This window comes from Cohnella boryungensis, from assembly GCF_042651945.1.
Classification (GTDB): Bacteria; Bacillota; Bacilli; order Paenibacillales; family Paenibacillaceae; genus Cohnella; species Cohnella boryungensis.
The window spans coordinates 123,547-149,476 of the sequence record NZ_JBHSED010000003.1 but is presented as its reverse complement, the minus strand read 5'-3'; the positions used below and the strand labels follow the sequence as shown (position 1 = coordinate 149,476).

Annotated in this window: 24 protein-coding genes; 6 read left to right on the top strand and 18 right to left on the bottom strand. The window is 57.6% G+C overall.

The genetic code is table 11. From position 1 onward, the window contains the following. Positions 1-221: 221 nt before the first annotated feature. Positions 222-2,204 (top strand): sensor histidine kinase, encoded by a 1,983-nt coding sequence (locus ACFO1S_RS02010; protein ID WP_204600905.1) that lies wholly within the window; start codon positions 222-224, stop codon positions 2,202-2,204. 58 nt (positions 2,205-2,262) lie between these two features. Here ACFO1S_RS02010 and ACFO1S_RS02005 read toward each other — a convergent pair whose 3' ends face one another. Together ACFO1S_RS02005 and melA are read right to left on the bottom strand one after the other, a co-directional pair. Further along, positions 2,263-2,934, bottom strand: coding sequence for a stalk domain-containing protein (locus tag ACFO1S_RS02005; protein WP_204600906.1), 672 nt, complete (start codon positions 2,932-2,934; stop codon positions 2,263-2,265). Positions 2,935-3,154: 220 nt separating this feature from the next. Beyond that, the gene (melA, locus tag ACFO1S_RS02000; RefSeq protein ID WP_204600907.1) at positions 3,155-4,456 is read right to left on the bottom strand and encodes an alpha-glucosidase/alpha-galactosidase; all 1,302 of its coding nucleotides are present in this window, start codon (positions 4,454-4,456) and stop codon (positions 3,155-3,157) included. Between the two features lie 146 nt (positions 4,457-4,602). Between melA and ACFO1S_RS01995 the strand changes: the two genes are divergently transcribed. Beyond that, a complete protein-coding gene (locus ACFO1S_RS01995) occupies positions 4,603-5,490 on the top strand; it encodes a helix-turn-helix transcriptional regulator (protein WP_378126137.1) in 888 nt (295 codons plus the stop codon). 2 nt (positions 5,491-5,492) lie between these two features. Here the strand turns inward: ACFO1S_RS01995 and ACFO1S_RS01990 are convergent, their stop codons facing one another. The 7 genes from ACFO1S_RS01990 to clpP all read right to left on the bottom strand — a co-directional run bounded on the left by ACFO1S_RS01990 (position 5,493) and on the right by clpP (position 13,458). Beyond that, on the bottom strand, positions 5,493-6,533 hold the full coding sequence (locus tag ACFO1S_RS01990) for a sulfate ABC transporter substrate-binding protein (RefSeq protein ID WP_204600908.1): 1,041 nt from the start codon (positions 6,531-6,533) through the stop codon (positions 5,493-5,495). Positions 6,534-6,841: 308 nt separating this feature from the next. Then, positions 6,842-7,945: a Gfo/Idh/MocA family protein gene (locus ACFO1S_RS01985; protein ID WP_204600909.1), complete on the bottom strand. Its 1,104-nt coding sequence runs from the start codon at positions 7,943-7,945 to the stop codon at positions 6,842-6,844. Positions 7,946-7,966: 21 nt separating this feature from the next. Then, on the bottom strand, positions 7,967-8,686 hold the full coding sequence (locus ACFO1S_RS01980) for a ThuA domain-containing protein (protein WP_204600910.1): 720 nt from the start codon (positions 8,684-8,686) through the stop codon (positions 7,967-7,969). Between the two features lie 25 nt (positions 8,687-8,711). Then, positions 8,712-9,749: a LacI family DNA-binding transcriptional regulator gene (locus ACFO1S_RS01975; protein WP_204600911.1), complete on the bottom strand. Its 1,038-nt coding sequence runs from the start codon at positions 9,747-9,749 to the stop codon at positions 8,712-8,714. Between the two features lie 296 nt (positions 9,750-10,045). Beyond that, a complete protein-coding gene (locus ACFO1S_RS01970) occupies positions 10,046-10,570 on the bottom strand; it encodes a carboxymuconolactone decarboxylase family protein (RefSeq protein WP_204600912.1) in 525 nt (174 codons plus the stop codon). Between the two features lie 178 nt (positions 10,571-10,748). Then, positions 10,749-12,443, bottom strand: coding sequence for a glycoside hydrolase family 2 protein (locus tag ACFO1S_RS01965; RefSeq protein WP_204600913.1), 1,695 nt, complete (start codon positions 12,441-12,443; stop codon positions 10,749-10,751). A gap of 412 nt (positions 12,444-12,855) precedes the next feature. Then, a complete protein-coding gene (gene clpP / locus ACFO1S_RS01960) occupies positions 12,856-13,458 on the bottom strand; it encodes an ATP-dependent Clp endopeptidase proteolytic subunit ClpP (protein ID WP_204600914.1) in 603 nt (200 codons plus the stop codon). A gap of 236 nt (positions 13,459-13,694) precedes the next feature. Here clpP and ACFO1S_RS01955 point away from each other — a divergent pair, with 236 nt between their 5' ends. The 3 genes from ACFO1S_RS01955 (at position 13,695) to ACFO1S_RS01945 (ending at position 15,800) form a co-directional block, all read left to right on the top strand. Next, positions 13,695-14,447 carry an RNA polymerase sigma factor gene (locus tag ACFO1S_RS01955; RefSeq protein WP_204600915.1) on the top strand — a complete coding sequence of 251 codons (753 nt, stop codon included), beginning with the start codon at positions 13,695-13,697 and terminating at the stop codon, positions 14,445-14,447. Between the two features lie 65 nt (positions 14,448-14,512). After that, positions 14,513-15,052: an adenylyl-sulfate kinase gene (gene cysC / locus ACFO1S_RS01950; protein ID WP_204600916.1), complete on the top strand. Its 540-nt coding sequence runs from the start codon at positions 14,513-14,515 to the stop codon at positions 15,050-15,052. Beyond that, positions 15,045-15,800: a sulfotransferase family 2 domain-containing protein gene (locus tag ACFO1S_RS01945; RefSeq protein WP_204600917.1), complete on the top strand. Its 756-nt coding sequence runs from the start codon at positions 15,045-15,047 to the stop codon at positions 15,798-15,800. The genes cysC and ACFO1S_RS01945 overlap by 8 nt, the downstream gene beginning before the upstream one ends. A 17-nt stretch (positions 15,801-15,817) precedes the next feature. On the opposite strand, the gene rnz is transcribed toward ACFO1S_RS01945, so the two are convergent. The 5 genes from rnz to ACFO1S_RS01920 all read right to left on the bottom strand — a co-directional run bounded on the left by rnz (position 15,818) and on the right by ACFO1S_RS01920 (position 19,951). Then, positions 15,818-16,753 (bottom strand): ribonuclease Z, encoded by a 936-nt coding sequence (rnz, locus tag ACFO1S_RS01940; RefSeq protein WP_204600918.1) that lies wholly within the window; start codon positions 16,751-16,753, stop codon positions 15,818-15,820. A 280-nt stretch (positions 16,754-17,033) separates the two neighbouring features. Next, a complete protein-coding gene (locus ACFO1S_RS01935; protein WP_204600919.1) occupies positions 17,034-17,597 on the bottom strand; it encodes a DoxX family protein in 564 nt (187 codons plus the stop codon). Positions 17,598-17,826: 229 nt separating this feature from the next. Further along, positions 17,827-18,462: a ThuA domain-containing protein gene (locus ACFO1S_RS01930; protein WP_378126132.1), complete on the bottom strand. Its 636-nt coding sequence runs from the start codon at positions 18,460-18,462 to the stop codon at positions 17,827-17,829. 17 nt (positions 18,463-18,479) lie between these two features. Beyond that, the gene (locus ACFO1S_RS01925; protein WP_204600920.1) at positions 18,480-19,094 is read right to left on the bottom strand and encodes a hypothetical protein; all 615 of its coding nucleotides are present in this window, start codon (positions 19,092-19,094) and stop codon (positions 18,480-18,482) included. Continuing rightward, the gene (locus tag ACFO1S_RS01920) at positions 19,091-19,951 is read right to left on the bottom strand and encodes a hypothetical protein (protein ID WP_204600921.1); all 861 of its coding nucleotides are present in this window, start codon (positions 19,949-19,951) and stop codon (positions 19,091-19,093) included. Before ACFO1S_RS01920 ends, ACFO1S_RS01925 begins: the two co-directional genes overlap by 4 nt. 280 nt (positions 19,952-20,231) lie before the next feature. Between ACFO1S_RS01920 and ACFO1S_RS01915 the strand changes: the two genes are divergently transcribed. Continuing rightward, positions 20,232-20,999, top strand: a complete 768-nt coding sequence (locus ACFO1S_RS01915; protein ID WP_204600922.1) for a TIM barrel protein — start codon at positions 20,232-20,234, stop codon at positions 20,997-20,999. 114 nt (positions 21,000-21,113) lie between these two features. Here the strand turns inward: ACFO1S_RS01915 and ACFO1S_RS01910 are convergent, their stop codons facing one another. From ACFO1S_RS01910 to ACFO1S_RS01895, 4 genes are read right to left on the bottom strand one after another with little or no spacing between them, the layout of a single operon-like run. Further along, positions 21,114-22,616, bottom strand: a complete 1,503-nt coding sequence (locus tag ACFO1S_RS01910; protein WP_204600923.1) for a xylulokinase — start codon at positions 22,614-22,616, stop codon at positions 21,114-21,116. Between the two features lie 4 nt (positions 22,617-22,620). Further along, complete coding sequence (trpA, locus tag ACFO1S_RS01905) at positions 22,621-23,436, bottom strand: tryptophan synthase subunit alpha (RefSeq protein WP_204600924.1); 816 nt, start codon at positions 23,434-23,436, stop codon at positions 22,621-22,623. After that, a complete protein-coding gene (locus ACFO1S_RS01900; RefSeq protein WP_204600925.1) occupies positions 23,433-24,392 on the bottom strand; it encodes an ABC transporter permease in 960 nt (319 codons plus the stop codon). The genes trpA and ACFO1S_RS01900 overlap by 4 nt, the downstream gene beginning before the upstream one ends. After that, the gene (locus tag ACFO1S_RS01895) at positions 24,385-25,902 is read right to left on the bottom strand and encodes a sugar ABC transporter ATP-binding protein (RefSeq protein WP_204600926.1); all 1,518 of its coding nucleotides are present in this window, start codon (positions 25,900-25,902) and stop codon (positions 24,385-24,387) included. The genes ACFO1S_RS01900 and ACFO1S_RS01895 overlap by 8 nt, the downstream gene beginning before the upstream one ends. Positions 25,903-25,930: the final 28 nt, after the last annotated feature.

The following is a 25,930-nucleotide window of genomic DNA, read 5'->3' as shown; positions in this document are numbered from 1 at the left end:
GCTGATCAAGACGGAGCGGCGCGGGAGCGGAACGGCTCCTGCGCCGTTTTTCGCGTTTGCGGCGGGCAAGCAACCGAGGGGAGGGCGCCTCTTTGTCATCTTGCTCTTCGCAAGATGAACGATAAGACAACCCTTTTCTGACTGAATATGGTAAGCTGAGAGCAAGCGGACGGAGGGCATCTCCCTATCACTCGCCGTCGCCTAAAGGAGCCTTGCATGCCATGAAACGCCGGTCGGTGTCTCTGTTCGCCTGGTTGCTCATATGCGCGACGGTGGTGACGCTTTTCCTGCCTTCTTTTTATATCAACAGAACCTTCATCAAGGACAAGGGGGCACCTTCGGCCGTCCTGCTTAAGCATTGGGAAGTGCGGTACGAAGCCGACACTGCCGAATGGAGCAATCGCTGGCAGCCCTTCGGGCCGGAAGAATGGGAACGCTTGAGCCGTTACAAAGGCTCTTTGTGGGTGAGGCGCGAGCTCCCCCCCATTTCCTGGAGCAATCCGTATCTGTTCGCGGCCGGTATGAATCGCTTCGAGGCGTTCCTGAACGGGGAATCCGTCTACCGCTTCCATATGGACCCCGGTCCCGTTCACAACCTATTTCTGGCCACGCTGCATCCGATTCCGATCGCCCCCGAGGACGAGGGCAAGGAGCTGTCCCTGCATATCCTCTGGGATCGGCTGCCCTTCAATGCCTACTCCTGGATTCTTGCCGGAGAGCCCGAGAAGATTCTGACTCTCCTCTTGCGGCAAGACATCCCCCGCTATATATTCTCCGTGCTTTATTTGACCGTCGGATTGGTCGGACTTGTTCTGCTCGCCCGCCGCCGGGACAAGCTCTATGGGTGGTTTACTCTGCTGGCGCTCAGCGCGGGGCTCGGCTTGCTGCTGCTGTGCTTCTCGCTTCAATGGTTTCTGCATATCCGGGTGCTGTATTATTGGCGAGAGCTGCTGCTGCCGTTCGGCACTTATGCGTTCATCGGCTTTTTGGCCGAAGTGCTGGGAGCGGCAAGGCGGCCGCTGCTTCGAATAACGAAAGGCGTTCTGCTGCTGTGTGTGTTAGCCGAATGGATCGTCGGGCTCGTCAGCCCTTACTGGTATTGGACGCTGTTGAACGATATTTTTCCATGGCTGGCCGCATGCGCGTTCGTCGCGGTCGGCTTCGCCTTGATGAGATACAAGCAGCCCAACGAACGCCGGGACGAACGCAAATGGCTGATTCGAGGCTATACCGCCTTACTCCTCTGCGCTGCCGGATATATGGCCAACAACCTGAACTTCTATACCTTCGCGACCAAGCTTCAATTGCCTCCTTACCTGCAAAGCCTGTCCGTCCATCTTTTGCCCAACGGTCTATTTCTATTTCTGTTGGCCATGGTGATGATCCTGTTCCACCGCATCGGCAGCGTCTACCGGGATTCGGAGAGGAACGCTCGGGAGCTGCGGGAGAAAAACAACGAGCTGGAACGGTTTCATCGCAATCTGGAGCAATTGGTGGATATTCGCACCGAGGAGCTGGCCGAAGCCAACCGTTCCTTGACGATCACGCTGCGAGAGAAGGCGGAGACGCTTGCCGAGGTATCCGTTCTGGAGGAGCGCAACCGGATTGCCCACGAGATGCATGATGTCGTCGGTCACACGTTGACGGCCGCGATTGTGCAGCTGGAGGCCAGCAAGAAGCTGGCGACGAAGGATGGCCAATACCCTATGGACAAGCTCGATATCGTCAACGGGCTTGTTCGCAAAGGGCTTGACGACGTTCGCCGGGCGGTGCGCATGCTGAAGAGCGATTCGATCCCGACTCGACTGGACAAGGCGCTTCGGGAGCTGATCGACGAGACGATTCAGACGATGGAGGTGGCCATCGAGGTTGAACTCGATATTCCCCAGGGACTTGGCAAGCTGGCCGAGAGGGTTATTTATCGCGCGCTGCAGGAAGGGCTGACGAACGGCATTCGCCACGGGAGGTGCAGCAGATTCCGGTACACGATTGCAACGGAGATGGAGGAGGCTGTCATTCGGCTGTGGAATGACGGCAGGCCTTTCGGCTTCGCGAAGCCCGGCTTTGGCCTGACGACGATGAGGGAGCGTATCCATCTGCTCGGCGGCACGATGTCCATCGGCTCCGGAGAAGACGGGACCGGCTGCGAATTGGCTATCCGGCTGCCCTTGCGGGCGCCGGAACCAACGGCAGGATCGGCGTGAAGCGTCCGGTTGACGGAGCGCTTCCACAACGGGACGCTCCGGCTCCTTCGCGCCTGCCTTATTTGTAATAGGAGGTGGTCAGCGGGATAAACATCGAGCTCCCGTCCTTCACATCCCCATAAATATAAAGCGAGCTAACGCCGGAAATATCGACTTCCACCGTCACAAGACCGTCCGCAACGGCTACGTTCACTTGTCTGAGTTCCGTGTCCGCATCGGAGTCTTTGATCGTGAATTTTTCAATATCCTTGCCGATTGCCGCTACCTGAAGATATAGCTTCTGATATTTCTTGTTCGGGTAGAGCATGAACGAGCCTGAGCGATTGCCTTCGCTGGCGTTAAAGAAGACATCCTTGTAGTCCTTGTCCTTGTACACCGTTTTGCCCGGATCTTGAGTCCGATACTGCGAATCGAAGCCGTCGGCGATGGAGATGCCCTCCAACTGCTCCCCGAGATGCACCGTGCCCGTGCTTGCTTCGTAATTAACCGTGACCCCAAGCAAGCCCGATACGGCGCGGATCGGAAGATAGGTTGTATTGTTATAGGTGATCGGGGATACGACCGCGCCCTTTTCATTCGTCAATTGCGCCGGTACGCCGTCGACCTTGAATTTTAAGCCTGGGTTCAAATACGCTTTGATCTGCTGGAGATTAGTTCCCGCATATACCCCGGTTCCCATGCATCCCAGCATAGCCAGCGCGATCAGCGATACGGCCGTTTTTTTCTTCATTAATTATCCACTCCTCTTAGGATCGTAATCTACCTGAATCTTACCCAAGATTACCTGCGGCGAGAACCCGAACCCTATGCTTTTGAGCCGATCGACCTAGAAAATTCCCCCAATAGGCATGACTTCGCGAGCCGAGAGCCCCCGAAAAAAAACGGAGACCCTCCCTTGCGAAGGAAGGTCTCCTCTAATCTATGCAGACTTGTCGGACGCTCGCGCCCTGTCAGGAAAACTTCGGCAGCCAGTCGCCGTGAGCCTCGATCAGATCGTCGCACATGGAGACGATGTCGTCCATCGACAGCTCGGCGGAGGTATGCGGATCGAGCATGGCCGCGTGATAAATATGCTCGCGCTTGCCGGTGACCGCCGCTTCGATCGTCAGCAATTGCGTGTTGATGTTCGTCCGGTTAAGCGCGGCAAGCTGCGGAGGCAGGTGGCCGATATGCGTCGGGTTGACCCCGGAACGATCGACCAGGCAAGGAACCTCGACGCAGGCCTCGCGAGGCAGATTGGCGATCAGGCCTCCGGTGTTCATGACGTTGCCGCCAATCTTGAACGGAACGTCGGTCTCCATCGCCTCGAAAATATAAGAAGCGTATTCGTGCGAGCGTTCATGCGTCACGTTGGATTCGTTCACCAATTGCTCGCGCATGCTCTTCCAACGGGAGATTTGCTCGACGCAGCGGCGGGGATATTCGTCCAGCGGAATGTTGAAGCGCTCAATCAGCTCGGGATAGCCGCGCTTGATGAAGTAAGGATGATACTCCGCGTTATGCTCCGACGATTCGGTGATGTAATAGCCGAACTTCAGCATCATCTCGTAACGGACCATATCGTAATGCTGCTCCTTCTGCTTCTCGGCCGCGCGCCGTTTGATCTCGGGATATAAGTCCTTTCCGTCCTTGGTGACCTCAAGCAGCCACGCCATGTGGTTGATGCCCGCGATTTTTGATTTTACTCCCGTCTGATCGAGGTCCAGGTGCTTGAACAGCTCCGGCAAGCAGGATTGTACGCTATGGCATACCCCGACGGTATTTACCCCGCCGCTTGTGTTCATCACATTCGTCAGAACGGCCATCGGATTCGTATAGTTGAGGAAGAGGGCTTCCGGGCATACCTCGCGAATGTCCGCAGCGAAGTCGAGCATGACCGGTATCGTGCGCAGGCTGCGGAAGATGCCGCCGATGCCTACCGTATCCGCAATCGTCTGGCGCAGCCCGTATTTTTTCGGCACCTCGAAGTCGGTAATCGTACAGGGATCGTAGCCGCCTACCTGAATCGCATTAACCACATATTTAGCTCCGCGAAGCGCTTCTTTGCGGTCGCTGAAGGACTTGATCGCGCAGCTGCTTCCGGATGTCTTTTTGATGTTATTCAGAATATTCTCGGAATCCTTCAGCCGTACAGGATCGATATCGAACAACGCGATTTCGAAGTCCTGCAGCGCAGGGGTCAGCATGACGTCCCCCAGCACGTTTTTGGCGAAAACCGTACTCCCTGCACCGATAAAAGCAATTTTGGACATCAACAAAACCTCCGTATAGAGAATCGAAACGCTATCCTTAATGTAGAGGAAGCGAGCGCGATACTCTATGGAGGATTCGCGCATCTATATGGACGTTTGTCGTTTTTCTGATACATTATAATTAATTCAGAAGAGGCGGTGACGCTGTGACTCCCGAGCACGACCAGTATTTCGTCTGTATCAACCCCTCGCCTTCGGCGGGGGAGCTGATCCTGCTATTCAGCGGGGAAGCGCAACCGATCGGCTTGCATCAAATGGGACCGGCCATTCATGATTATTATCTTGTCCACACGGTTCTATCGGGCTGTGGGGATTTTACGATCGGCGGACGCAGCTACAGGTGCACGGTCGGGGACAGCTTCGTTATCTTCCCGGGCGAGCTGTTCTCCTACCAGGCGGATGCGAGCGAGCCTTGGCGCTATGCCTGGTACGCCTTCGCGGGAAGCGGAGCGGCAGCGGCAGCCTCCGCAATCGGCGTCTCCCCCGATCGGCCGGTTGTGACGGAAAGCTTGAATTCGCGGGTGCGAAGCTATTACGATCAGCTTCACCGCTGCTTCTCCCCCGCCTTGAGCGCGGAGCTTGCCAATCTGGAGGCCGAAGGCTGGCTTCGGCTGATGCTGCAGCAGCTCGGCCTCTCCCGCGCGACTAAGATGAGGTTCCCGGCCGAAGCTGCGACCGATGCCGACTATGTGATTAAGCAAGCTCTGCAATATTTAACTCTGCACTACACCCAGCCGATCTCCCTCTCGCATATGGCGTCGATGCTCGGGTATCACCGCACTCATCTTTGCAAGCTGTTCAAGCAATCTACGGGGCTGTCGCCCAGGCAATACCTGCTCGATATTCGCATGCATAGGGCGGAGCTTCTGCTGGCCGGCGCGATGACGATCGAGCAGATCGCGTCTTCCGTAGGGTACGGAGACGCCCTTTATTTCTCCAAAAAATTCCGGGCCTGGAGCGGACAATCTCCCTCCGCATACAGAAGAGCGCTCCGGAATTTGCCGAAGCGCCCTTCATCCGCACGTCTAACTTAAGATTACGGATTATAAATTTGATCGAAAATGGCCTTGTCGGCGAAGTGTTTCTTCTGCGCCGCTTCCCACCCTCCGAAATCGCGGATCGTGACCAGCTCCAGCTTCGGAAATTGCTTTGCATACTCTTTAAGCACCGCCGGATCGTTAGGACGGTAGAAATGCTTGGCGACGAGACGCTGCGCCTCTTTCGTATAGAGGAATTTCAAATATTCGTTCGCGACCTCCGTCGTACCGTTCTTCGCCGCGTTCTTGGTCACAACGGCGACCGACGGCTCCGCCAGAATGCTTAGCGACGGCGTCACAATCTCATAATCCTTGCCGAACTCCTTCTGAATCAGATGAGCCTCGTTCTCCCAGGTCAGAAGCACATCGCCGATGCCGCGTTGCGCGAAAGTCGTCGTCGATCCTCTGGCTCCGGAATCGAGCACCGGCACGTTCTTGTACAGCTTCGTTACGAACTCCTTGGCTGCCTTCTCGCTTTTGTTATTGTGCTTAAGCGCATACGCCCATGCGGCAAGATAAGTCCACCGAGGCGCTCCGCCCGTCTTCGGGTTCGGAGTGATGACCTGTACGCCGGATTTGACGATGTCGTCCCAATCCTTGATCTTCTTCGGATTGCCTTTGCGCACGACGAATACGATGGTTGAGGTGTACGGAGAGCTGTGATACGGCAGCTTCTCCTCCCAGCGCGCATCGAGCAATCCCTTGTTCTGGATTTCCGTAATATCAAGCGATAGGGCAAGCGTCACGACATCCGCCTTCAAGCCGTCTACGACCGAACGGGCTTGCTTGCCGGATCCGCCGTGCGACTGCTTGATCTCCACCGTCTGGCCCGTTTTCTTCTTCCAATAGGCCGCGAAAATAGGGTTGAATTCCTCATATAGTTCCCGTGTGGGGTCATAGGAGACGTTCAGGAGCGTGACTTTCTTTTTGGACGCCGCCGTCGCCAGACCGTTCACCCCCGCCGGGGCCGCAGACCCGACCAGCAGCGCGAACGCAGACAGCAGAACGACTGCAATCCTCATGCTCTTGAAGCTTTTCATCTAACATCCTCCTAGCTGGAACAATTTAGAATCCCCCTCATCATAATACATACTATTCCTAGTTGTAAACTAGTATTTATGAAATGAATGCCTTAAGGACAAAATGCAAAGCGCCGGAGCGAGCGGCTCGTCCTGTTCCGAACATGACGATGGACCGTATCGTACCGGCGCAAATGCCTTTGTCTATAAGCGGAGAGCTCTATTGCGAATGGATCATGGAGCGCCCGGAATCGGCGGAGATTTCACCTGCCGCCGAAGGCGCCGTATACGCGGAAGTCTTGCCCCGTCAATATGGGCCGCTATGCCGCTTAATCGCCAAGCTCGTTGTCCGCCAATCCAAGCGGCAACGGCGCCGGTCTGTCGCATGTGCTCTTCATGACATAGTGCGCGCCTTCGACAGACGCATCATGGAAGCCGTGCATCGCTTCCAGCACATGGTAGGCAAGCTCCCCGCTCGCGCGATGCTTGCGTCCCGACAGGATGGCTCGCGCCATGTCGGCGGCGCCCGCCCCGCGCACATTCTCGACCTTTCCGTGCGAAAGCGGAATTTCCGTCCATTCCTTCGAGCCGGACCGCCAGATGCTGACCGGACCCCCGAAGCCGTTCGGGTCGGGCACGAGCAGCGTCCCTTCGCTTCCGTATACCTCGATGCGCGGGAGCATCGATCCGCCCTTCACATCGAAGCTCGTCAAGATGGTGCCGACCGGACCGGAAGCGAAATCCATAATGCCCGCTACGTGAGTCGGCGTCTCCACCTGTATTTTCTGTCCGAATTTTGGCTGGCTCGTAATCGTTCTCTCCGGAAAGGAAATCCGGGCCGAGCCGGTCACCCGCTTGATCGGTCCAAGCAGCGCAATCAAAGCCGTCAAATAGTACGGCCCCATATCGAACATCGGGCCGCCGCCCTTGTGGTAATAAAACTCCGGCGCGGGATGCCAGCTTTCGTGTCCGCCGCACACCATGAACGCGGACGCGCCGATCGGCGTGCCGATCCAGCCGTCATCGAGAAGCTTGACGGCCGTCTGAATGCCGCCTCCAAGAAACGTATCCGGCGCGCTGCCGACGAGCAGACCCTTGCTGCGGGCCAGCTCCAGCACGCGAAGCCCTTCCTCGCGGGTGACCGCCAGCGGCTTCTCCACGTAGACGTGCTTCCCGGCCTCAAGCGCTTCCAAACAGACCGAAGCATGCGCCGCAGGGATCGTGAGATTGATGACCATCTGGATCTCGGGATCGGCCAGCAGCTCCTGCACCGAACAGCCCCGAACGCCGTGCTCCTCCGCCTTTTGCTTGGCCCGCGCCACGTCTAGGTCAGCGCAAGCGACGACTTCCATGGAGTCGAACCGCTTGCCGTTGTTGAAATAAGCTCCGCTGATGTTGCCCGTACCGATAATGCCGACTTTGATTTTGTCCATGATGCTTCCCATCTCCTGAGGTTAGAGTTGATTGTCCGCCATGCCCGTATAGGCTTCCGTCGGCTCATTCGCAGGCGCAAGCGCCTTGCCTTCCGCGCACCAATTAAAGCCGCGCCGCATCAGCTCCTTCACGGCCGGAATTTCCATGATGTTCGCCTGATGCCCGAGGGAGTTGTAATACACTCGTCCGTGCCCCCAACGCTTCGTCCAGACGACCGGCATATCCACCGCTTTGTTCGCGGCATGGGGCCCCGGAGCGAGCGGAAACCGCGTGGTCGCCAGCACTTCATTCGCCGGATCGACGTGCAGATAATACTGCTCCGTCGCCACCGTGAAGTCTTCTATGCCCGCGACGAGCGGACTGGAGCCCGCTTTGATCTCCACCTTGTGCTCGACGCCGTCGTTGCCGGGATGAGCGACCCATTGCCCGCCGGTCATGAATTGCCAGTCGGTGTTCTCCCGGAACGCATCGCACATTCCCCCGTGGCAGCCGGCCAGACCGACCCCGCTTTGCACCGCCGCGGATACGTTGTTGACCCATTGCTGCTCAATGCGTCCCATCGTCCATACCGGCACGATCAGATCCAATCCTTTGAGCTTCTCCCCGTCGGCGAACGCCTCCAGCGTGTCCGACACTTCTACCTCAAACCCTTCCCGCTCAAGCTGACTGCGGAATAGGCCCGCCACTTCCTTCGGCTGATGGCCATCCCAGCCTCCCCATACGATCAAAGCCTTTTTCATCGTTGCCGTCTCCTCTGGTCGTAATTTAATTTCCGCTGGATTTGCGGATGACAAGCTCTGTCGGCAGCTTTTCCTTAATCTGCGGACAAGGATCCGATGCCTTGTCCGCGAGCACGCGAAGCAACCTCTCCGCGGCCAATTTCCCCATGTCGTAGAAAGGCACCTTGACCGTTGTCAGCGGAGGCTCCGTAAAGCTGGCCGCATCGGAATTGTCATAAGCCACCACCTTGAGATCCTCCGGCAGCCGGCAACCGAGCTCCCTAAGCCCTTGCATGAGGCCGATCGCCATCCTGTCGTTGCCCACGAAGATGCCGTCCAGCCTCTCCAAATCCCGATAGACCAAGGCGGCTGCCTTTTTGCCGCTGGTGCGGCTGTAATTGCCCTCATACACCGCGGCTTCGTCCCAAGGGATGCCCGCCTCCGACAACGCCCGGCGATACCCGGTCAGCCGATCGCCGCTGTTCGAATATTGCGGAGAGCCGTTCAGGAAGCCGATGTGCCGGCAGCCCTTGTCGATCAGGTGCTTTACCGCTTCATAGCTGCCCTGCTCGTGATCCGCCGCAACGATGTTCAACTGCGGATGATCGAACCTCTGATCCATGACGCAATAAGGCAGACGCTCCTCCGCCAAACGGTGTACCGCATCCCTCTCCGTATCGATGGCGCTCGACCCGAGAATAATGCAGGCATCCACCCGCTGCGTCCGATACAGAGACACGTAATCGTAAGCCTCCGAGGGATCGCGGAAGAGCAGCAGCAAGCCGTATCCCTTGGCATGCACGGCCTCGCCGATGCCGCCGAGCAGCTCAGAGAAGTAATAGGTAGAGAACAGATGCACCTTGGGCACATGCGGAAGCACGACGCCCAGATTGCCGCTCCTCCCCCTTGCGAAGCTGGAAGCCACCGCGTTCAGCTCGTAATTCAGCTGCCTGGCCGCCTGAAGCACGCGCTCCCGGGTCGTTTCCTTCATCGGACCGATTCCATTCAGCACGCGCGAGACGGTCGCTTCGGATACGCCGGCCAGCTTCGCGACTTCTTTACGATTGGTCAAACCTCTCTCCATCCCGTCTATTCTCGAATTAATGTACGCGTGTACATTATGGCACGGACCTTTGCGATCGTCAAGATGCCGCATCTTTTCGGCGGCTCTTGGAAAGCAGACATTCGGTATGCAGCGAAAGCTTCGGGCGGGTTTTTCCTTCTGTCGCTCAGCGGCTTAGACGGACCTGGACGCGGGTTTCCTCCTTGATGTTGCGGACCGCGGGGCATTATTGTCCGTAACCATAACGCCCCGACGGAGCTTCCCGACAATCAGCGACCTTAACGTCCCCGCAGTCCGGTTATGAGGACAGGCGACATCTAGTTGGAAAAGTGCATCAAGTACTCGTCCAGCTCGATTCGAAGCGCGCTGTTAAACACATTTGTCGCAATCATCTGCCCGGCGAATGCCGTCAACGCGACAATCTGCTCCGGCGTATAGTACTGGCTCAGATGCCCGAACAGCGAATTGGGCACCCCGTTAGGGTTCCTCGACAATTGCCGCCCGTAATGCTCAAGCGCCTGCTCCTCGTCGTCGAGAAAAAGCTCGTCCGGGTTTTCTCCCCGGTCGGTCAGCGTCTTGCGAAACTGCGTCGAGTCCACCAAACTGTCGCTTTCCATAGAGATCGCATAAGCAAATACGGCGAAAGCCCGATGGCTGAGAAACTGCAGCAGCGCAGAACGCAGATTCATCCCTTCCTCGTAAGCATGATAAGAAGGCAAGTGGTTCAGCAGCGTCCTCTTCGTATTGGTCACCGTGCCGGTTGTTCGATATTGCCGTTCGTATTCCTTCCGCGCCTCCGGCGAAGCCTTCTCGTACAAGATCGGTTTGATTACGGCTATCATAATCGTTTCTCCTTCCGACATGAAAGTGTCCAACGCTGGTCTGCCAGCCTTCACCGCTAATGCCAAAGACCCCTGCTCTTGCTGGAGACAGGGGCCGCCGGTTGTGCCGGAAGACATATTATTCATAGTATTTGCATTGGTTTTATCGGTTAAATCTTATCATCGGAATAAACTCATGTCAACTTTCCCTGAAATATTTCTTCACTACGGCATAAGCCAGCTTCGGTCGGCGATAACGGTCGACGATTCCCTTGCTGTTCCGGGTCCCGGCGCGCGAGATCAGCCAACCGGTGTCTTCCGTCACCCGGCAGTCGCAGAACTGCCAGATCAACATGCCGGACACGTAAGGCCTTGACGAATAGGCTTGCAAATTCGCTTCGATGATATCAGCCTGCCGCTCCTCGGTGCCCCGCACCCGGCTGGGATCGCGCAAGCCGTAATAGCCGTCACCGCCGAACTCGCTCATGATCATCGGCTTGCCCGCTCCTCCCGCGGCGTCCGCCCAGCCCCGGGCGAGATCGCACAGCTCGCCCGGGTCCTCGTCCGTATACCAGCCCGGATAGAGGTTGCAGGATACGATATCCGCCAGATCGAAGCAAATTTCGTCCTGACGATGGTGGGAGGCGAACGAGAGGGGACGGCTTGCATCCAGCCCGCGAAGTTGCTTCAGCTGCCGCTCGTAGTGAACTCTCCCCTCTTCGCAGTTGCTCGCGCATTCGTTCAGAATTGCCCAGATGACTATCGAAGGGTGATTGTAATGCTGCTCTACCATCTCGCGGTTCACTTGCTCGCACTGCCAGATGAAGTTCGGATTTCGCATGTCCTCGATGCCGAGGCCGCGCGCGTGGTTTTCTTCCCAGACGAGCAGCCCCCGCTCGTCGCATAGATCCAGAAACCGCTCGTCGTTGGGATAGTGGCTCGTGCGCACCATATTGGCGCCCATATCCAGCATGAGATCGATATCCTGCATCATGAGCGCAGGGGTCAACGATGCCCCCGCCATCGGATGGTCCTCATGGCGGTTAAAGCCTTTGAAGACGATCGTCTCCCCATTTAGTAGAATTCGCTCCCCCTGCGTGGCGATCGTGCGAAAGCCGACTCTCTCCACAAGATCGTCGGAAGCTTCGGTCTCTCCGTCTACGAACAGCCGAACCGACAGCTCGTATAGGCGGGGAGCTCCGGGCGACCAGCTGTCGGCCTCCGGGAACGACAGCTCTCCCGTCCCGATCTCCACCGACTGTCCGGCTTCGACGCGCACGGAACCGATCGCAAGCTCGCGGCCGGCGAGCGTTGCTTCAATCCGAACGTCGTGCGGCCGCGGCTCGGGATTCGCAAGCTTGACGCGGAGGTCGCCGCCCCAAACGCCCGGTCCTCCAGATGGCGTGAACGCGATCCGTTCGACGTAAGGCCCCGCCAGCTCCTCCAGTACAACCGGACGCATGATTCCCCCGTAAGTGTAATAATCGTTCGGGACATGAAGCGCGGACGCTTCACTGAACGTATTGTCCACCCGTACTGCCAGCTCGTGCTCGCCCGGCTGGACGCCGGGTACAACCGCGCTGAATGCCGTATAGGCGTTATAGTGCTCGGCGATCAACCGTCCGTCCAAATAAACTTTTCCCGTATGACTGACTCCCTTGAACTCCAGCCGCAGCGCTCCCGCGCTTCCGACCTTGATCTTCCTGCGATATACCCCGTGGCCCTGATACTTGAGCAGCTCGGGATGCGTCTCCCAGCAGCCCGGCACGATGAGCCGGTACTTAAAGTCCAGCTCCCGAAGGTCGGCATCCGGACCGTCCGCAAGCGCGAACTCCCATACCCCGTCAAGCGTTGTGCTCTTCCGGATTTCATGCGTCGTAAACATTCTGCTCATTTGCAAGCCTCCTATTTTCGCGGCCATCGCGGTCCCTGTATGGGTAGGCGTCAAGCCGGTTTCAGCTTGGTCTTGTCCAAGCGAAGATTGTTGATCTATTCCACATCGTTCACTCCGAACACCTGCTTGAAGGAGCTACTTAGCGTTCCCTTCGGTCAAACACACCCTGGACACCCAATAAAGTTTACCGTCAACCAAATTGTTTGTAAACGTTTCCTGAGGGAACTGCGTCAGGTTAGAATAGTCCTTCAAGATCTCGGCCAAATCCCGGAATGCCCCTTGTCTAGCCGTCAATCGTAATGCCGTATTGGTCGTGTCCGTAACCTGCATCAGGTCAGGCATCTCCGCCCGTCCCGCCCCATGCCAAAGAGCCCCCTCCGCAGCAGGGAGGGGGCTCCGTAAAGAAGTCCTGTTAGCGCAAATCGGGATCGTGCGGCGACGTAATTACGCGGTCGATGATGCCGTACTCCAGCGCCTCTTCAGACGTCATGAAGAAATCGCGCTCCATATCCTTCTCGATCCTCTCGAGCGATTGTCCCGTGCGGTCGGCGAAAATCCGGTTCAGCTTCTCCCTCGTTCTCAGAATCCGTTTCGCGCTGATCGCGATGTCGCTCGCCTGTCCCTGCGCGCCTCCGCTCGGCTGGTGAATCATAATCTCGCTGCTGGGCAGCGCGAACCTCTTGCCCTTCGCGCCCGCCAGCAGCAGGAAGGCGCCGGCCGACGCGGCCATGCCCATGCAGATCGTATGAACCTCCGGCTTGATGAATCGCATCGTATCGTACATCGCGAACGCCGCAGAGGTCGAGCCGCCGGGAGAGTTGATGTACATGCTGATTTCCTTGTCCGGGTCCTCCGCCGCCAGAAACAGCAATTGAGCGACAATGCTGTTGGCCACCTGATCGTCGATGGCCGTGCCCAGAAAAATAATGCGATCCTTCAGCAGCCGGGAATATATATCGTAAGAGCGCTCCCCCCGATTCGATTGCTCCACGACATAGGGCACATAGTGGTTCATCCCTGTTCCTCCGCTTCCTCGTTTATTTGGCGAGTTCCCCCCGTAAACGAACGACGGCTTCGAAACGATACGGGTTATCGCATCGTCGCCCTATGCCGCCGGACGACATTCGCATAAACTAAAGGAAAGCAGCGGAACGATTATTCGCGAGGCGTCGAACGGATCGTATCCTTTGGCGCGTCTCGTTCGTTTACGGTAGCAAGGATTACTCCGCCATCTAAGGAGAGGATGTTAGCATGACATTTCCCGGAAGCAAAGCCGAGTTGAATCGCACCTTCACTGACGAAGCCGACCGCCTCGTCGAACAGCTGCAGCCCGCTCTGCGCAAATATTGCCTGTCGCTTGCCGAGTCGCCCTGGGACGCCGAGGATTTGGCTCAGGAGGCTTGGCTGCGCGCGCTTCGCAGCCCCTCCTTCGACAGCCATCCGAATCCCGAAGCGCTGTTGCTGCGCGTGGCGAAGAACGCATGGGTCGATCGCGGCCGCCGTTCCGCCAGATTGTCTCGAATACTGAAGGAGGCCCGTCCCTCCGCGACGATGCCGGACGACGGGAGCTTCGAGATCGAAGCCGCCTTTCGGGCGCTGATCATACATCTGACCGAGCAACAGCGCGCAGCATTCGTGCTGAGAGACGTCCTCGGCTATACGATCAAGGAAGCGGCGTTCCTGCTCGGCACGACGGAGGGGGCATTGAAGGCTGTCCTTCATCGCGCCCGCCACCGACTGCTTCTCGTCCGCCAAGAGCTCGAACAGGGCGACGCCTGGCGCTCCGACGAGGAGGAGCCCGGGCTGAAAGCCTATCTGAAGCTGATCGCCAGCGCCTACCAAGCCGGAGATACCCGCGCGATGCTCGCATTGGTTCAACGCATCGAAGCGGCGCCCTCCGCCGCCATCGGCATTCTGCACTCCGGAAGACCGCAGTCCGTGCCGTCCCCGCGGCTGTCGGGAACGCCGTTCGCCGGCCTGACCCTCTCCCGGTTAGCGGCTTAGAACGGGGGCAGTCTGTCCATACGTGCCGCGGCTTATCCGCATACAATAGATGCGAGGTGAGCGCAATGTCGCGTACAATTGGAACGGTGGTCTGGTTCGTCGGCTTGTCGGGATCGGGCAAGACGACGATCGGCCGGATCGTCTCACAGGAGCTCCAGCGCCGCAATATCGCCCATGCGGTGCTGGACGGGGATGAGCTCAGGCAAGCCTTGAGCTCCGATCTCGGCTTCTCCCGCCCGGACAGAATGAAGCACATTCAGCGCACTCTGTTCGTCGCCCAGCTGCTGTCCCGCAATGGCATCGTCGTTCTGGTTCCACTGATTACTCCCTACAAGGAAATGAGAGAGCAGTGCCGGGCAAGTCTGCCCTCCTATGCAGAGGTCTACGTCAAATGTCCCCTTGAGCGATGCATCGAGAGAGACGTCAAAGGGCTGTACCGCAAAGCCCTGGCGGGAGAAATCCCCCACTTCACCGGAATTGACGATCGGTTCGACGAGCCGGACAGCCCCGACCTGACCATCGAGACGGACGGCGAGACGCCCGCTTCGAGCGCCGGCCGTATTATGGAACTGCTCCGTCGTCGCGGGGTGAAGCTGGATGAGTAGCGACTCCAACGCGCGCTCTCGTCTGCTTTTCTTTATGCATATCCCGAAAACGGCAGGCTCGAGCATTCACCAGATTTTGTACAGACAATACGACGGCCGCCTTGGCGTCGTCGCGGGACAAGGCCCGGATGAGTGGGATGAACTTCTCAGCGTGCCGGATCACGGCCTGGATTGCGTATTCGGCCATTACGGGTACGGACTGCATCGCTGCTCCGTTCGTCCTCACGAATATACGACAATGGTACGGGACCCGATCGAAGCGATGTTATCCTACTATTTCTATATCGCCGCACAGCCCTCCCATTGGCTGTATCCCTACGCTGCGGAGTTGACTATGACGCAGTTTTTCGATATGCCGAATGAAATTCTGGACCTTTTTTTCCGCGACTATCAATCCGCCTTCATCGTCGGCCGCCGCCCCGCGTCCGCCCAAGAAGCCATACGAGCGCTCCAAGCCCATTTTCCGCTTGTCGGCATTACCGAGCTCTATCACGAATCCGTCTACCTGATGAAACGCAGATATGGATGGGGGGCTGTAGAAGTGTTCCATGTCAATGCGACGCCCAATCGTCCAACCCGGGAACAGATCGATCCCGAGGCGCTTGACCGCATTAAACGTCTGATCGGCATCGACATACGGCTGTACAGATTCGCCAGAACGCGCCTGATTCAAGAGCTTCGACAGCTTCCCAGAGCCGAGAAGCGAATCATCGAGCAATTCAAGGCCGTCGGCAGATTGGATGACTAATAGCGTTGCGGGTTTTCTTAGCTTTCATTGCGGGCGCGGGCGATGGCATAAGGAGTCAATTCCACCGCAGCGTCGGTATTCGGATGGAGCGTCCTGGCTTCCTGCACCAGCTCGGCGATGTCCTCGGCTCCGTAGCGCGAGCTGAAGTGAGTCAGCAGCAGCCGGGATACCCCCGCCTCCCGGGCGGTCAATGCGGCCTGCTCGGCCGTAGAGTGACCGTACAGCTCGGCTTTGTCCGCCAGATTGCCGCCGAAGGTCGCCTCGTGCACGAGTACGTCGGCGCGTTCGGAGAGTCGAACGGCGCCAGCGCATGGCCGAGTGTCGCCAAGTACGGCAACGATGCGACCCGGAATCGCCGGGCCGCGGACATCGGCGGAACGAATAATTCGACCGTCCTTAAGCTCAACGTCCAGGCCGGATTTTAATTGGCCGTACAGAGGTCCGGGAGGGATGCCCGCCCTTTCGAGCCGATCGACCAGAAGAGCCCCTGCGCGGGGTTTTTCCTCGACGCGATAGCCGTAGCATTCAATGCGATGATCAAGCTTCGCGCACCGGACTGAATAATCCCCATCCTCAAAGACAATCCCTTCTGTGTTCTCGCAGACGCTGAGCGGATAGCCGAGATGCGTTTCAGTGATTCCCATCCAGGAATCGATTAGCTCCCGAATGCCCGAAGGTCCATAGATCTGCAATGGGGCGGTTGCCCCGAGAGAAGAACGACTGCTTAGCAGTCCGGGAATTCCGAATACGTGATCTCCGTGCAGATGCGTAACGAACAGCTTCTCCAGACGGGTAATTCTCAGCGGCGTTCTCAGAAGCCGATGCTGCGTCGCTTCCCCGCAATCGAACATCCAGAATTCTCCCCGAGTCTCCGCCAATCGCAGCACGATAGACGTGACATTTCTATCCGCGATGGGCATGCCCGCATTCGTTCCCGTAAACCATAACTCCATTCGCCTAACCTCCCTTAATACAGCTTGGACGGATTCTCCGGCCTGTAATCTGCAAATACGGATGTTCCTTCATCTTGATCTACCCGGGGAGGCGTTGCAAGCCTCTTTGATTTCGCAAGCAAAAACGCCTTCGGCGTCCTCCGACAGCCGGAGAAGCTTTGCGGAGACGATTCAGAGAAGGATAAGCGTGAAACTTATAAAACCTGTATCGCTAAAAAAAAGGGTTGAGCGGACACAGCGCCGCTCAACCCTTTTGCATGTACGTCCGTTTACGCGGCCGCTACGCTTTTCTGCGATTGCGATTCCATGGCGTTCCAAGCAGCGGAAGCGCCCATCTATCCAATCCGTACCAGCCTGCTACCTTCCAACCCAGCACGATCCAGGTCGCCAGAATGAACAGAAGCGGATTCGTGCTCAACGTTCCCGCGAACAGGAAGCTTGCGTTCATGAACGCGCCGAAGAAAGCGGCCACGCCCGTCAGCAACCCCAGAATCAAGCCGATGCCGACCAGCAGCTCGCCGAAAGCGACAACATAAGAAAATACCTTCGCATTAGGCAGTACGGCGTTTTCCAGGAAGGAGGCATACCAGCCGGTTACGTCCTTTCCGCTCTCGGCCTTGCCGATCGCGCCCTGTACGAATCCGCGCAAGCCCGCGCCCGCATTGCTGCCGACCCAGGCGTCGCTCGTGACCTTGTGCCATCCGGCGTTCACCCAAGCGTACCCCAGGTAGAGACGTATGATCAGCCACAACAATCCCGATCTCGTATTGTTGAAAAAAAAGTTGGATACCGGATTATCGGGAATAATGATGTTCTTGCCTTGCAATTCTTCTTTGATCGTCACAATGTTCAGCTCCTTATAATGGGTATGATCCTTCCAAGATTATCATAAACGAACCTCGCGAAATGTAAACCCTCTCTCATTTGAGCCAAATAAAAACGACTTCGCTACCCCGGGTACGGCGGCAAACGTTGTGTATCGAGCGATCAAATGAGGATAAAAACAAAAAAAACCTGTAACTACCCTTGTTGTTCGTGAAAAAAAAGAGGCCGGATATCCGGCCCCTCCGCTATCATAGGATTCGCGCCGCCCATAAGCCGGCATTCAAAATCAGCTTGCGATATTCCCCGACCAAGAAGGACGACAGCTCATGCCCCGGCATGAGATAGACGACTCTGCCCAGGCCGAAGTCATGCGTCCACGCTGCGGGCCAATACTCGCCCTCATGCTCGTACTCCGCGAGAATCGTCGTGCGAACATGAGGATTGAATTCGAAGCGGTATGGCTCGTCCTCGACGACAAAGGGCTCCACGCGATCCATGATCCGGTGCTGCCGCTCGCGAATACGAACGGGCAGCGTCGTATAGGGGGGATGACCGACAAACTTTCCCCCGAGCATAACCGCGAGCTCCTGGTTTCTTTGCAAGGATATGCCGTTGTGAATCGCCAGCAACCCTCCTCCTCTGGCGACGAAGGAGAGCAAAGCTCCCGTGCCGGAAGCGGACAGCTTCTGCTCCAGAAATTCCGTGTAGGAGATCATCAGCCGATAAGGGGCCAGATAGGACTCGTTCAACATCCCGTAGTCTCCCGTACACCGGACATCGATTCTCCCTTGGAAAATTTCCGTGATTTCCTGATCCACGCCTGCGAAGGGATGGTAGATCGCATCCGCGTAATTTCCCAGAGCCAAAGCCTGAATGCCATTCATCGCGTTCCTCTCCTCTCTTAGATGCGAACGTCCAGTTGCGTCCCGGCCGCATCCTCCCCATTATCGCCGCCTCCCGGCTCCGCAAGCTCCCTCCCGGCTCTTCGCGCCAATAGAAGCACCCACAGACCGACTGCCAGGGAAGCGAACGCAAGCAGAAGAACGACCTCGAACAGGCTTTGCAGCGTGTAGTTCAGTTGAAACGGGAACAGAAACAGGTTCAGAAAGCCAACGCAGAACGCAACGCTCCAGACCGCGCGGGCGGAGTCTGCCAGCGGTATTTTATCGCGCTCCTCCGCGCTTTCGCGAATTCCTCTGCATAGTCCGTAATATAGAAGCATCTCAAAAGCGACGGAGAAAGTCATCAGCACCAGCGTAACTGTCGATACGCTTTCGACTCCCGTCAAGGAAAAGCCCGTAGGCGCCCCGAACATCTGCATAATCGAAAAAACGAATTGCACTCCGGCGGCGAACCAGGCGATGTTGAAGCCCCGATTGTGCGCATTCAACCGCGAGAGACCCAGCGCCAGCAAGAAGTATCCGACGAAATCGGGCAGGATATCGATCATGCCGATGCGAAAATCAATGAGCTCCAGCGCCAGCCCCCAAGCGATCTGCAAGTAGGCTCTCCTCATTCGTGCCGCCTCCTCATTTCACGCACATAGGCGCGCAGATCGGCTTCGGTGGGCGAAGGAACATAGTTGGCGAACACAATGTAATTGTAGGGGCTTCCGTCCGGCTCCTCGAAATTTTCGCGAAGCTGCACGTTATAGACGGACATGGCGTCCATCACGTTGGCGGGAAGGCGGAATTGGTAGCTCAGCTTAAGCGCTTCGCCTTGTTTCAACTCCAAAGGGGGGTGTACCTGCTCGGAACTGGCCGAGCCCTGCTTGCCGACAGACCGAACCTCGAACTGAAAAGCTTCTCCAAGCTTCTCCAGCAGCGAAGAAGAGACGCCCGTATACGTAACCGGCCTGACGACCTGCGTTGCCGCTTCGCCGCTATAATTACTGGAACCGCTAACGAAGCTCATCTGCACCGGGGCTTCCTTCTCCGCAGCGACCGGCCAAGGCTCCCTGTACACGATGATCTCCCCGACATCCTCCTCGCTTACGCTTCCGTCGCTGAAATATACCTTTAACGTATGCAAGCGAAGCGGCTCCAAAGCCGTCTTCCGTTCCTCCATCGCATTCAGATCATAGTAGCCTCTTAGAATGTAGAGCGTCTGACGCCGCATTTCCTGGTGCACCTGAACAGGATAGAAGCGGAGCGCCGGAAGCTCGGCCGCCTGCACGTTGACCGGCTTGCGCTTGTCGTCCCTATTGGCGACATACACGAGATTAAAGGCGACGGAGGGGACTTCCGCCGTCTCGATGTAATGGCGTAAAAACCCCGCCTCGGGTAAAGTGTAATAACGAAAATAACCGTAATTGATAAGCCAGCTGACAACGATTAATCCCGTTGCGATGCCGTAGACGGTTTTAGCCTTCATCGATCCTCCCTCTGCGAACGCGCATCGTTCGCAATTGCCCGCTACAGAGTATAACGCTTGCACTGTAACATAGTTTCTCCACACGGGCAAAAAAAAAAGGCCGCCGCCTCACCTCGGCTGACCGCCCCCGTAAATTACAGCTTCTCTTCGCTTCTCGAAATAAACGCTTCCGTCGGTTATCCTTGCGCTATAATGGGGGAGAGAGGCTTGTACCGGTCTGTTGTATCGGTCTGGACAAGCCCGACCCGGCAGCCAACATCAGAGAGGGGAATTTAAGGACATGAAATTTTCTTTATGCATAGGAGCTTATCCGGGAAAGGATGTCGTCTACCACCTGGAAAAGGTGAAGGAGCATGGCTTCCACGGGCTGGAATATTACGCGTGGTGGCAGCTGGAGGACTTAAGGAAGATCGCGGGGGAGCAGGAACGCATCGGCGTAGGTCTTAGCGCCACATGCACCAAGTTCATCAGTCTCGTCGACGAAGCTCAGCGCGAGGCCTATCTGGAAGGCATTCGGGAAACGATTGAAGCGTGCAAAATTCTCGGCGTCCGCTCGGTCATCTCGCAGACGGGCAATGAGCTCGACTGCGTGCCGAGGGACGTACAGCGGCAAACGATGGTCGAGACGTTGAAGCGCTGCGCGCCGCTGTTCGAGGAAGCGGATATCGTCTTGGAGATCGAGCCGTTGAACGGACTTGTCAATCACAAGGGTCACTTCCTGCAGCGATCCGACGAATCCGTCGGCGTGATCGACCAGGTCGGCAGCCCGAACGTCAAGCTCGTATTCGATGTCTATCACCAGCAGATTACGGAAGGCAACGTCATTCGCAACGCCACCGGCTACCGGGATCGGATCAACCACTATCACATCGCCGACAATCCCGGCCGCAACCAACCGGGCACCGGAGAGCTTAACTACGTTAATATTTTACGCGCTATCAAGGAAACCGGCTTCTCCGGCTTCGTCGGCCTGGAATGCGGCTTCACGATCGACACTGACGAAGCGATCCGGCAATTCAAGAACGACATCGTCTCGCAAGTGCTGTAACAGACGAAACGCCTATGCGATCTATAGAAAAATGCAGTAACGTCCACTCCAGCGCGGAGTGGACGTTACTGCATTTGGGCAAAAAACGAAGCGGCTAGTATTGCTTGAAATAGATTACTCCGCGAACAAAGGAGCGACTGCGGGATAGATCCGCTTGAATCTCTCGTATTGCCGGTCGTACCGCTCCCGCAAGCTTTCGTCCGGCACGTAAGTTTCTGCTATGCCGAGTCCCTTGAAAGCACGGCAGATTGCCGCATAGTCGGAGCCCCATCCGGCGAGCCGGAAACCGAGCGCCGCTGCGCCGAGCGACGGAAGATACTGCGAATCTTTCGGCACAACCAGCTCGCAGCCGAGCACATCCGCCATGATCCGGCACCAGGCTTTGCTCTTGGCGCCGCCGCCGATGAGCGTGACCCTCAGGCGCGCACCCGGTTGCCGTTCCGCCACCAAGTCGAGCACCTGGCGCATCGAGTAGGCTACGCCTTCCAGCACGGCGGTGCCCATTCGCTCCTTTGTCGTCGTCGGCTTCAACCCGATAAAACATCCCGAAGCGTTCACGTCCTGCACCGGACAGCGCTCACCGTTCAAATACGGCAAGAACAGCACGTCGTCGCTCCCTCGATCGGTCCGGCTTACCGCTTCATCGAATTGCTGGTATGACATCAAGTTGCCCGATCGGCCTCCACCGAACGCAGAGACCGCCCATTGGTGCGCGTTGCCCGCGTTGGAGAGCGGCGCGATCGCGATCTGGCGGCCGTCTTCGACGTAGGCCAGGTTAAACGCGCCGCTGCGCACGTCAATGTATCCGGAAGTCGCGCTCGCCACCCATCCGGTCGTGCCGACATAAGCATAGACATCCCCATCCTCGTACACGCCCGCGCCCAGCGTCGCCGCCCCGGCATCGCCGATGCCGCACAACACCGGGGTCCCTTCGGCGAAGCCCGTCGCTGCGGCTCCTCCCGCGTGAACGGTGCCGACGACGCTGTCGGATGCTCGGATCTCCGGCATTTTGTCCGGCTCCACCCCGTACCGTTCCAGCCAAGGGCGGACCCATTCGCGGGTCCGCCCGTCCATGCAGCCGGTCGTCGCCGCCGAAGTGGGGTCCGTCGCGCATACCCCGGTCAGGCGCGCGACGACGTAGTCCTTGGAGCTGACGAGGAAGCTTTTCGTCGCGCGGAAAGTCTCCTCCTCGTACTCCTTCAGCCATAATATCTTGGGGAATGTCAGCGTCCCATCCATATGGTTCTCGGTGAGAGCGTGGATGTCATCTTCCCCAAGCTCCGCGATCATACGCGCGGATTGCTCCGTCCCCCGGCCGTCCGCATAAAGAATCGCCGGGCGCAGCGGCTCGAGACCGTCCCCGACGGGGATGCAGTCCTGCATCTGACCGCTGAACGTCAGCACGCCAATATCCTTCGACTTGATGCCGACTTTGAACCAAGAGGCGGCGATCTGTTTTATCGCGTCGTACCATTGCTCCGGCTCCTGCTCGACGTAATCGCCGTGGCGCAATACCTTTAGCTCAATGTTCGTCTCCAGAAAAATGCCCGCGTCCGCAGTCACCAGCATTCCTTTGACGTTCGTCGTGCCGATATCGAAGGAAGCGATATATCTCATCTGCTCAACCCCTTGTCGAGGAGCCCATCGTCTCCAGTTTCATTTCGGCCACCAGCCGGTACAGGTAGTCCTTCTCCAGGTTCTCGCAGCACCTGACGAGAACAGAGCCAACGACGGCTCCGTCGAAGCCGCTTTGCACGGCTTGGCCTACCCGGTCCGGCGAACGAAGGCCGAACCCGGCGACGAGCAAGCACTCCGGCAGATGAGGCCGGATTCGATCGCACAGCTCGGCCAAGCCTTGAACGCGGGCCATCGGATCTCCCGTCGTGCCGGAGTACGATTGCGCGTAGATGACCGTGGCTCCTGCGCAGATCGTGCGGATTGCTTCTTCGTCCATCGCGCTGTTGATGAAGCGGATCACGTCGATGCCGGCCGGACCAACCTCGTCTTGCAGCCGGATCTGCTCCTCTAGCGAGCAATCCGGAAGCACGAGGGCGTCGATCAGCTTCTCCTCCGCCAAGCGCAAGTACAGTCCTTCCTCGACCAGCTCCCGCTTGTAACCCATCGCCCAGATCGGACGCGAGACCTCGCGGCGAACTTGGCGCCATAAGCCGAGCAGCCCTTCTGCGGGCGAAGCGCCCGCGTCTAGCGCCCGCTTGTGGGCGCGTTTGATCACTTCCCCGTCGACGAACGGGTCGGGGCTCGGCACGCCGAGTTCAATGATATCGATGCCCGCCAAGGCGCTTGCTTGAATCATTTCGAGGGATTCTTCGATCGTGGGATCGCCCGCGACCAGATAACCGATGAGTAATGCTTCCCCTCTCTCTTGGACTGCGCGATAAGCTTCTACGTTAAGAGGGCTATGCATGTTCAACGTCATGCTTTACCACGTCCCAGCTTCTGCATGAGTACGGCCGCAATGACGATGCAGCCCGTAATGACGTCCTGCATGAACGTCGGCACTTCCAGGATCGTCAGGCCGTTGGCGAGAATGCCGATAATGGCGGCGCCCACGAACGTGCCCCAGATATTCGGAACGCCTTCCTTAAATGAAGTCATGCCCAGGAAAGCCGCCGCATAAGCGGACAAGAACAAGCCGTCTCCCCCCGTCGGATGCGCGGAACCCAGACGCGAAGCCATCAGGATTCCGGTCAGAGCAGCCAGCATGCCGCACAAGGCGAACGCCATATTTTTGTTCAACGCCACCCTCACTCCGGCGACGCGGGAAGCGGATTCGTTGCCCCCGATCGCATACAGCTTGCGGCCGAAGGACATGTGCGACATCACGTACCAGAAGATCAACGTCACGAGCAGCATGATGAAGGATAAGACCGGAATGCCCGCCCATTCGGATTGTCCCAGGTAACGGAAGCCGTCCGGGATGTTCTCGAACACGGTCGCCCCGCCAGTCAGGCGGAAATTCAAGCCGCCGAGAATCGTGCCCATGGCGAGCGTTGTAATAAAGGAAAGCACGCGAAAGCGCGTGACGATCCAGCCGTTCACGAAGCCGATGACGAACGCGACGGCCATTGGCGCAAGAAAGGTCAGCCAGATCGGGTAACCTGCGACGGCCATCTGGGCGGCGAACACTCCGCCGAAGCTGGCAAGCGCTCCGACCGACAGATCGAACTCCCCGACAGACATGACGAGCGTGGCTCCTAGGGCGATGATGACGAGAAACGAGATCTGGCGGCTAATATTGATGGCGTTGTCAATCGTCGCGAACGAGTCCGGACTAAGCAGAGAAAACGCCAGAATGATCAGAATTCCCGCGACGACCGTGCCGTAGGTGCGGATGAGTCTTACGTAAGGAATTCCCGCGCGCGCTTCAACCATGATGTCCACTTCCTTTTCCGTGACTATAGCAGTAGCCGAGCACTTGCTCGGAGGTCACGCCGACGTTGTCCAGTTCAGCTACGATATGGCTGTCGTGAAGAACGTACAGGCGATCGGAAATATCCAATACTTCTTGAAGGTCCGACGACACGAACAGCACCCCGCAGCCCTTGTCGGCTTGCGCCTTAAGCAGTCGGTGGATTTCTTCGCGCGTCATGACGTCTACCGCCTGAGTCGGCTCGTCGCACAGAAACAGAACGGGATTCGAGAGCAGCGCCTTCGCGAAAACGACCTTCTGCTGATTGCCCCCGCTCAGCTCCCCGACCGCTTGCTCGGAGCCTGCGGCCTTCACGTTCATCTCCGTCATCCGGGTGGCTGCTTCCGCACGCTCTTTCCGGGCACGAAGCTTCAACCAACCCGAGAAGCGCTTCAGCACCGGCAGCGTCATGTTTTCGCGGATTGACATGCCCAGAACAAGCGCGTCTCGCTTGCGTTCCTCCGGGATGAGGACGACCCCGTTTTCGAGCGAGCGCTTGGGCGTAGGCGATTTCTCCATGCGACCCGCGACCTCGATGGTGCCGCCCGCCGTCTCGCGCAAGCCGTAGATCGTTTCGAGCAATTCCGTGCGACCGGCACCCGCCAAGCCGAAAATACCGACAATCTCTCCTTGGCGCACGTCAAGGCTCGTATCCTTCACTTTTCCATCCTTCGTGGACACCCCGCTTAAAGCGAGCACTTTTTCTCCCTCGGACCGGTTGCCCGATCTTTTCTGGGACTTCTTCACGTCCGCGTTACTCATGAGCCGGATCAAGCTGCTCTTGTCGGTCTCCGCCGTCTCGACCGTAGCGACCCGCTGGCCGTTGCGAAACACGGTAATCCGGTCCGATAGCCGGAATATCTCGTCCATCCGATGGGACACGTACAAGATCGCCGTTCCTTGGGCGGTCAATCTCCCGATGAGGGCGAACAACCGCTCCGTCTCCTGGTCGGTAAGAGACGCCGTCGGCTCGTCCAAAATAAGGAGCTGGCATTCGAGCATCATGGCCCGCAAGATTTCAAGCATCGTTTTCTCGGGAGGGGACATACGGTCCGCTGTTTTGTTCAGATCGATCTCAACCCCGAATTCTTTCTTCAGCTGCTCCGCGCGTTGCTTCATCGTCTTCCAGCTCACGCCGATTCGCGACTTGTTCGTCGGATAATCGAGGCCCAGGAACAGATTTTCGTACCCGGTAAAAGAAGGAACGAGATGGCGGTCCTGGTGCACTACGTTAATGCCGATCCGCCTGGAAGCCCCGGGGTCCGGGATCTCGACCTTGGCGCCTTTCCATTCGATCGTGCCGGCATCGAGCGTATAGACTCCGGTCATGATCTTAATGAACGTCGACTTGCCCGCTCCGTTCTCGCCGACGAGCGCGTGAACTTCTCCCGGCTTGATCTCGAAGCCGACGCCGGAAAGCGCGTAATGCTGTCCGAACGCTTTGTCTAGTCCTGCGACTTTCAGTAGGGTCAATTGGGAACCCTCCTTGCTTCCAAATTGG

Excerpts from the sequence above, each read along its gene's own strand:
- ACFO1S_RS02010 (WP_204600905.1), top strand. The coding sequence starts at position 222 with ATGAAACGCCGGTCGGTGTCTCTGTTCGCCTGGTTGCTCATATGCGCG.
- ACFO1S_RS02005 (WP_204600906.1), bottom strand. The coding sequence starts at position 2,934 with ATGAAGAAAAAAACGGCCGTATCGCTGATCGCGCTGGCTATGCTGGGA.
- melA (WP_204600907.1), bottom strand. The coding sequence starts at position 4,456 with ATGTCCAAAATTGCTTTTATCGGTGCAGGGAGTACGGTTTTCGCCAAA.
- ACFO1S_RS01990 (WP_204600908.1), bottom strand. The coding sequence starts at position 6,533 with ATGAAAAGCTTCAAGAGCATGAGGATTGCAGTCGTTCTGCTGTCTGCG.
- ACFO1S_RS01985 (WP_204600909.1), bottom strand. The coding sequence starts at position 7,945 with ATGGACAAAATCAAAGTCGGCATTATCGGTACGGGCAACATCAGCGGA.
- ACFO1S_RS01980 (WP_204600910.1), bottom strand. The coding sequence starts at position 8,686 with ATGAAAAAGGCTTTGATCGTATGGGGAGGCTGGGATGGCCATCAGCCG.
- ACFO1S_RS01975 (WP_204600911.1), bottom strand. The coding sequence starts at position 9,749 with ATGGAGAGAGGTTTGACCAATCGTAAAGAAGTCGCGAAGCTGGCCGGC.
- ACFO1S_RS01970 (WP_204600912.1), bottom strand. The coding sequence starts at position 10,570 with ATGATAGCCGTAATCAAACCGATCTTGTACGAGAAGGCTTCGCCGGAG.
- ACFO1S_RS01965 (WP_204600913.1), bottom strand. The coding sequence starts at position 12,443 with ATGAGCAGAATGTTTACGACGCATGAAATCCGGAAGAGCACAACGCTT.
- clpP (WP_204600914.1), bottom strand. The coding sequence starts at position 13,458 with ATGAACCACTATGTGCCCTATGTCGTGGAGCAATCGAATCGGGGGGAG.
- ACFO1S_RS01955 (WP_204600915.1), top strand. The coding sequence starts at position 13,695 with ATGACATTTCCCGGAAGCAAAGCCGAGTTGAATCGCACCTTCACTGAC.
- cysC (WP_204600916.1), top strand. The coding sequence starts at position 14,513 with ATGTCGCGTACAATTGGAACGGTGGTCTGGTTCGTCGGCTTGTCGGGA.
- ACFO1S_RS01945 (WP_204600917.1), top strand. The coding sequence starts at position 15,045 with ATGAGTAGCGACTCCAACGCGCGCTCTCGTCTGCTTTTCTTTATGCAT.
- rnz (WP_204600918.1), bottom strand. The coding sequence starts at position 16,753 with ATGGAGTTATGGTTTACGGGAACGAATGCGGGCATGCCCATCGCGGAT.
- ACFO1S_RS01930 (WP_378126132.1), bottom strand. The coding sequence starts at position 18,462 with ATGAATGGCATTCAGGCTTTGGCTCTGGGAAATTACGCGGATGCGATC.
- ACFO1S_RS01925 (WP_204600920.1), bottom strand. The coding sequence starts at position 19,094 with ATGAGGAGAGCCTACTTGCAGATCGCTTGGGGGCTGGCGCTGGAGCTC.
- ACFO1S_RS01920 (WP_204600921.1), bottom strand. The coding sequence starts at position 19,951 with ATGAAGGCTAAAACCGTCTACGGCATCGCAACGGGATTAATCGTTGTC.
- ACFO1S_RS01915 (WP_204600922.1), top strand. The coding sequence starts at position 20,232 with ATGAAATTTTCTTTATGCATAGGAGCTTATCCGGGAAAGGATGTCGTC.
- ACFO1S_RS01910 (WP_204600923.1), bottom strand. The coding sequence starts at position 22,616 with ATGAGATATATCGCTTCCTTCGATATCGGCACGACGAACGTCAAAGGA.
- trpA (WP_204600924.1), bottom strand. The coding sequence starts at position 23,436 with ATGACGTTGAACATGCATAGCCCTCTTAACGTAGAAGCTTATCGCGCA.
- ACFO1S_RS01900 (WP_204600925.1), bottom strand. The coding sequence starts at position 24,392 with ATGGTTGAAGCGCGCGCGGGAATTCCTTACGTAAGACTCATCCGCACC.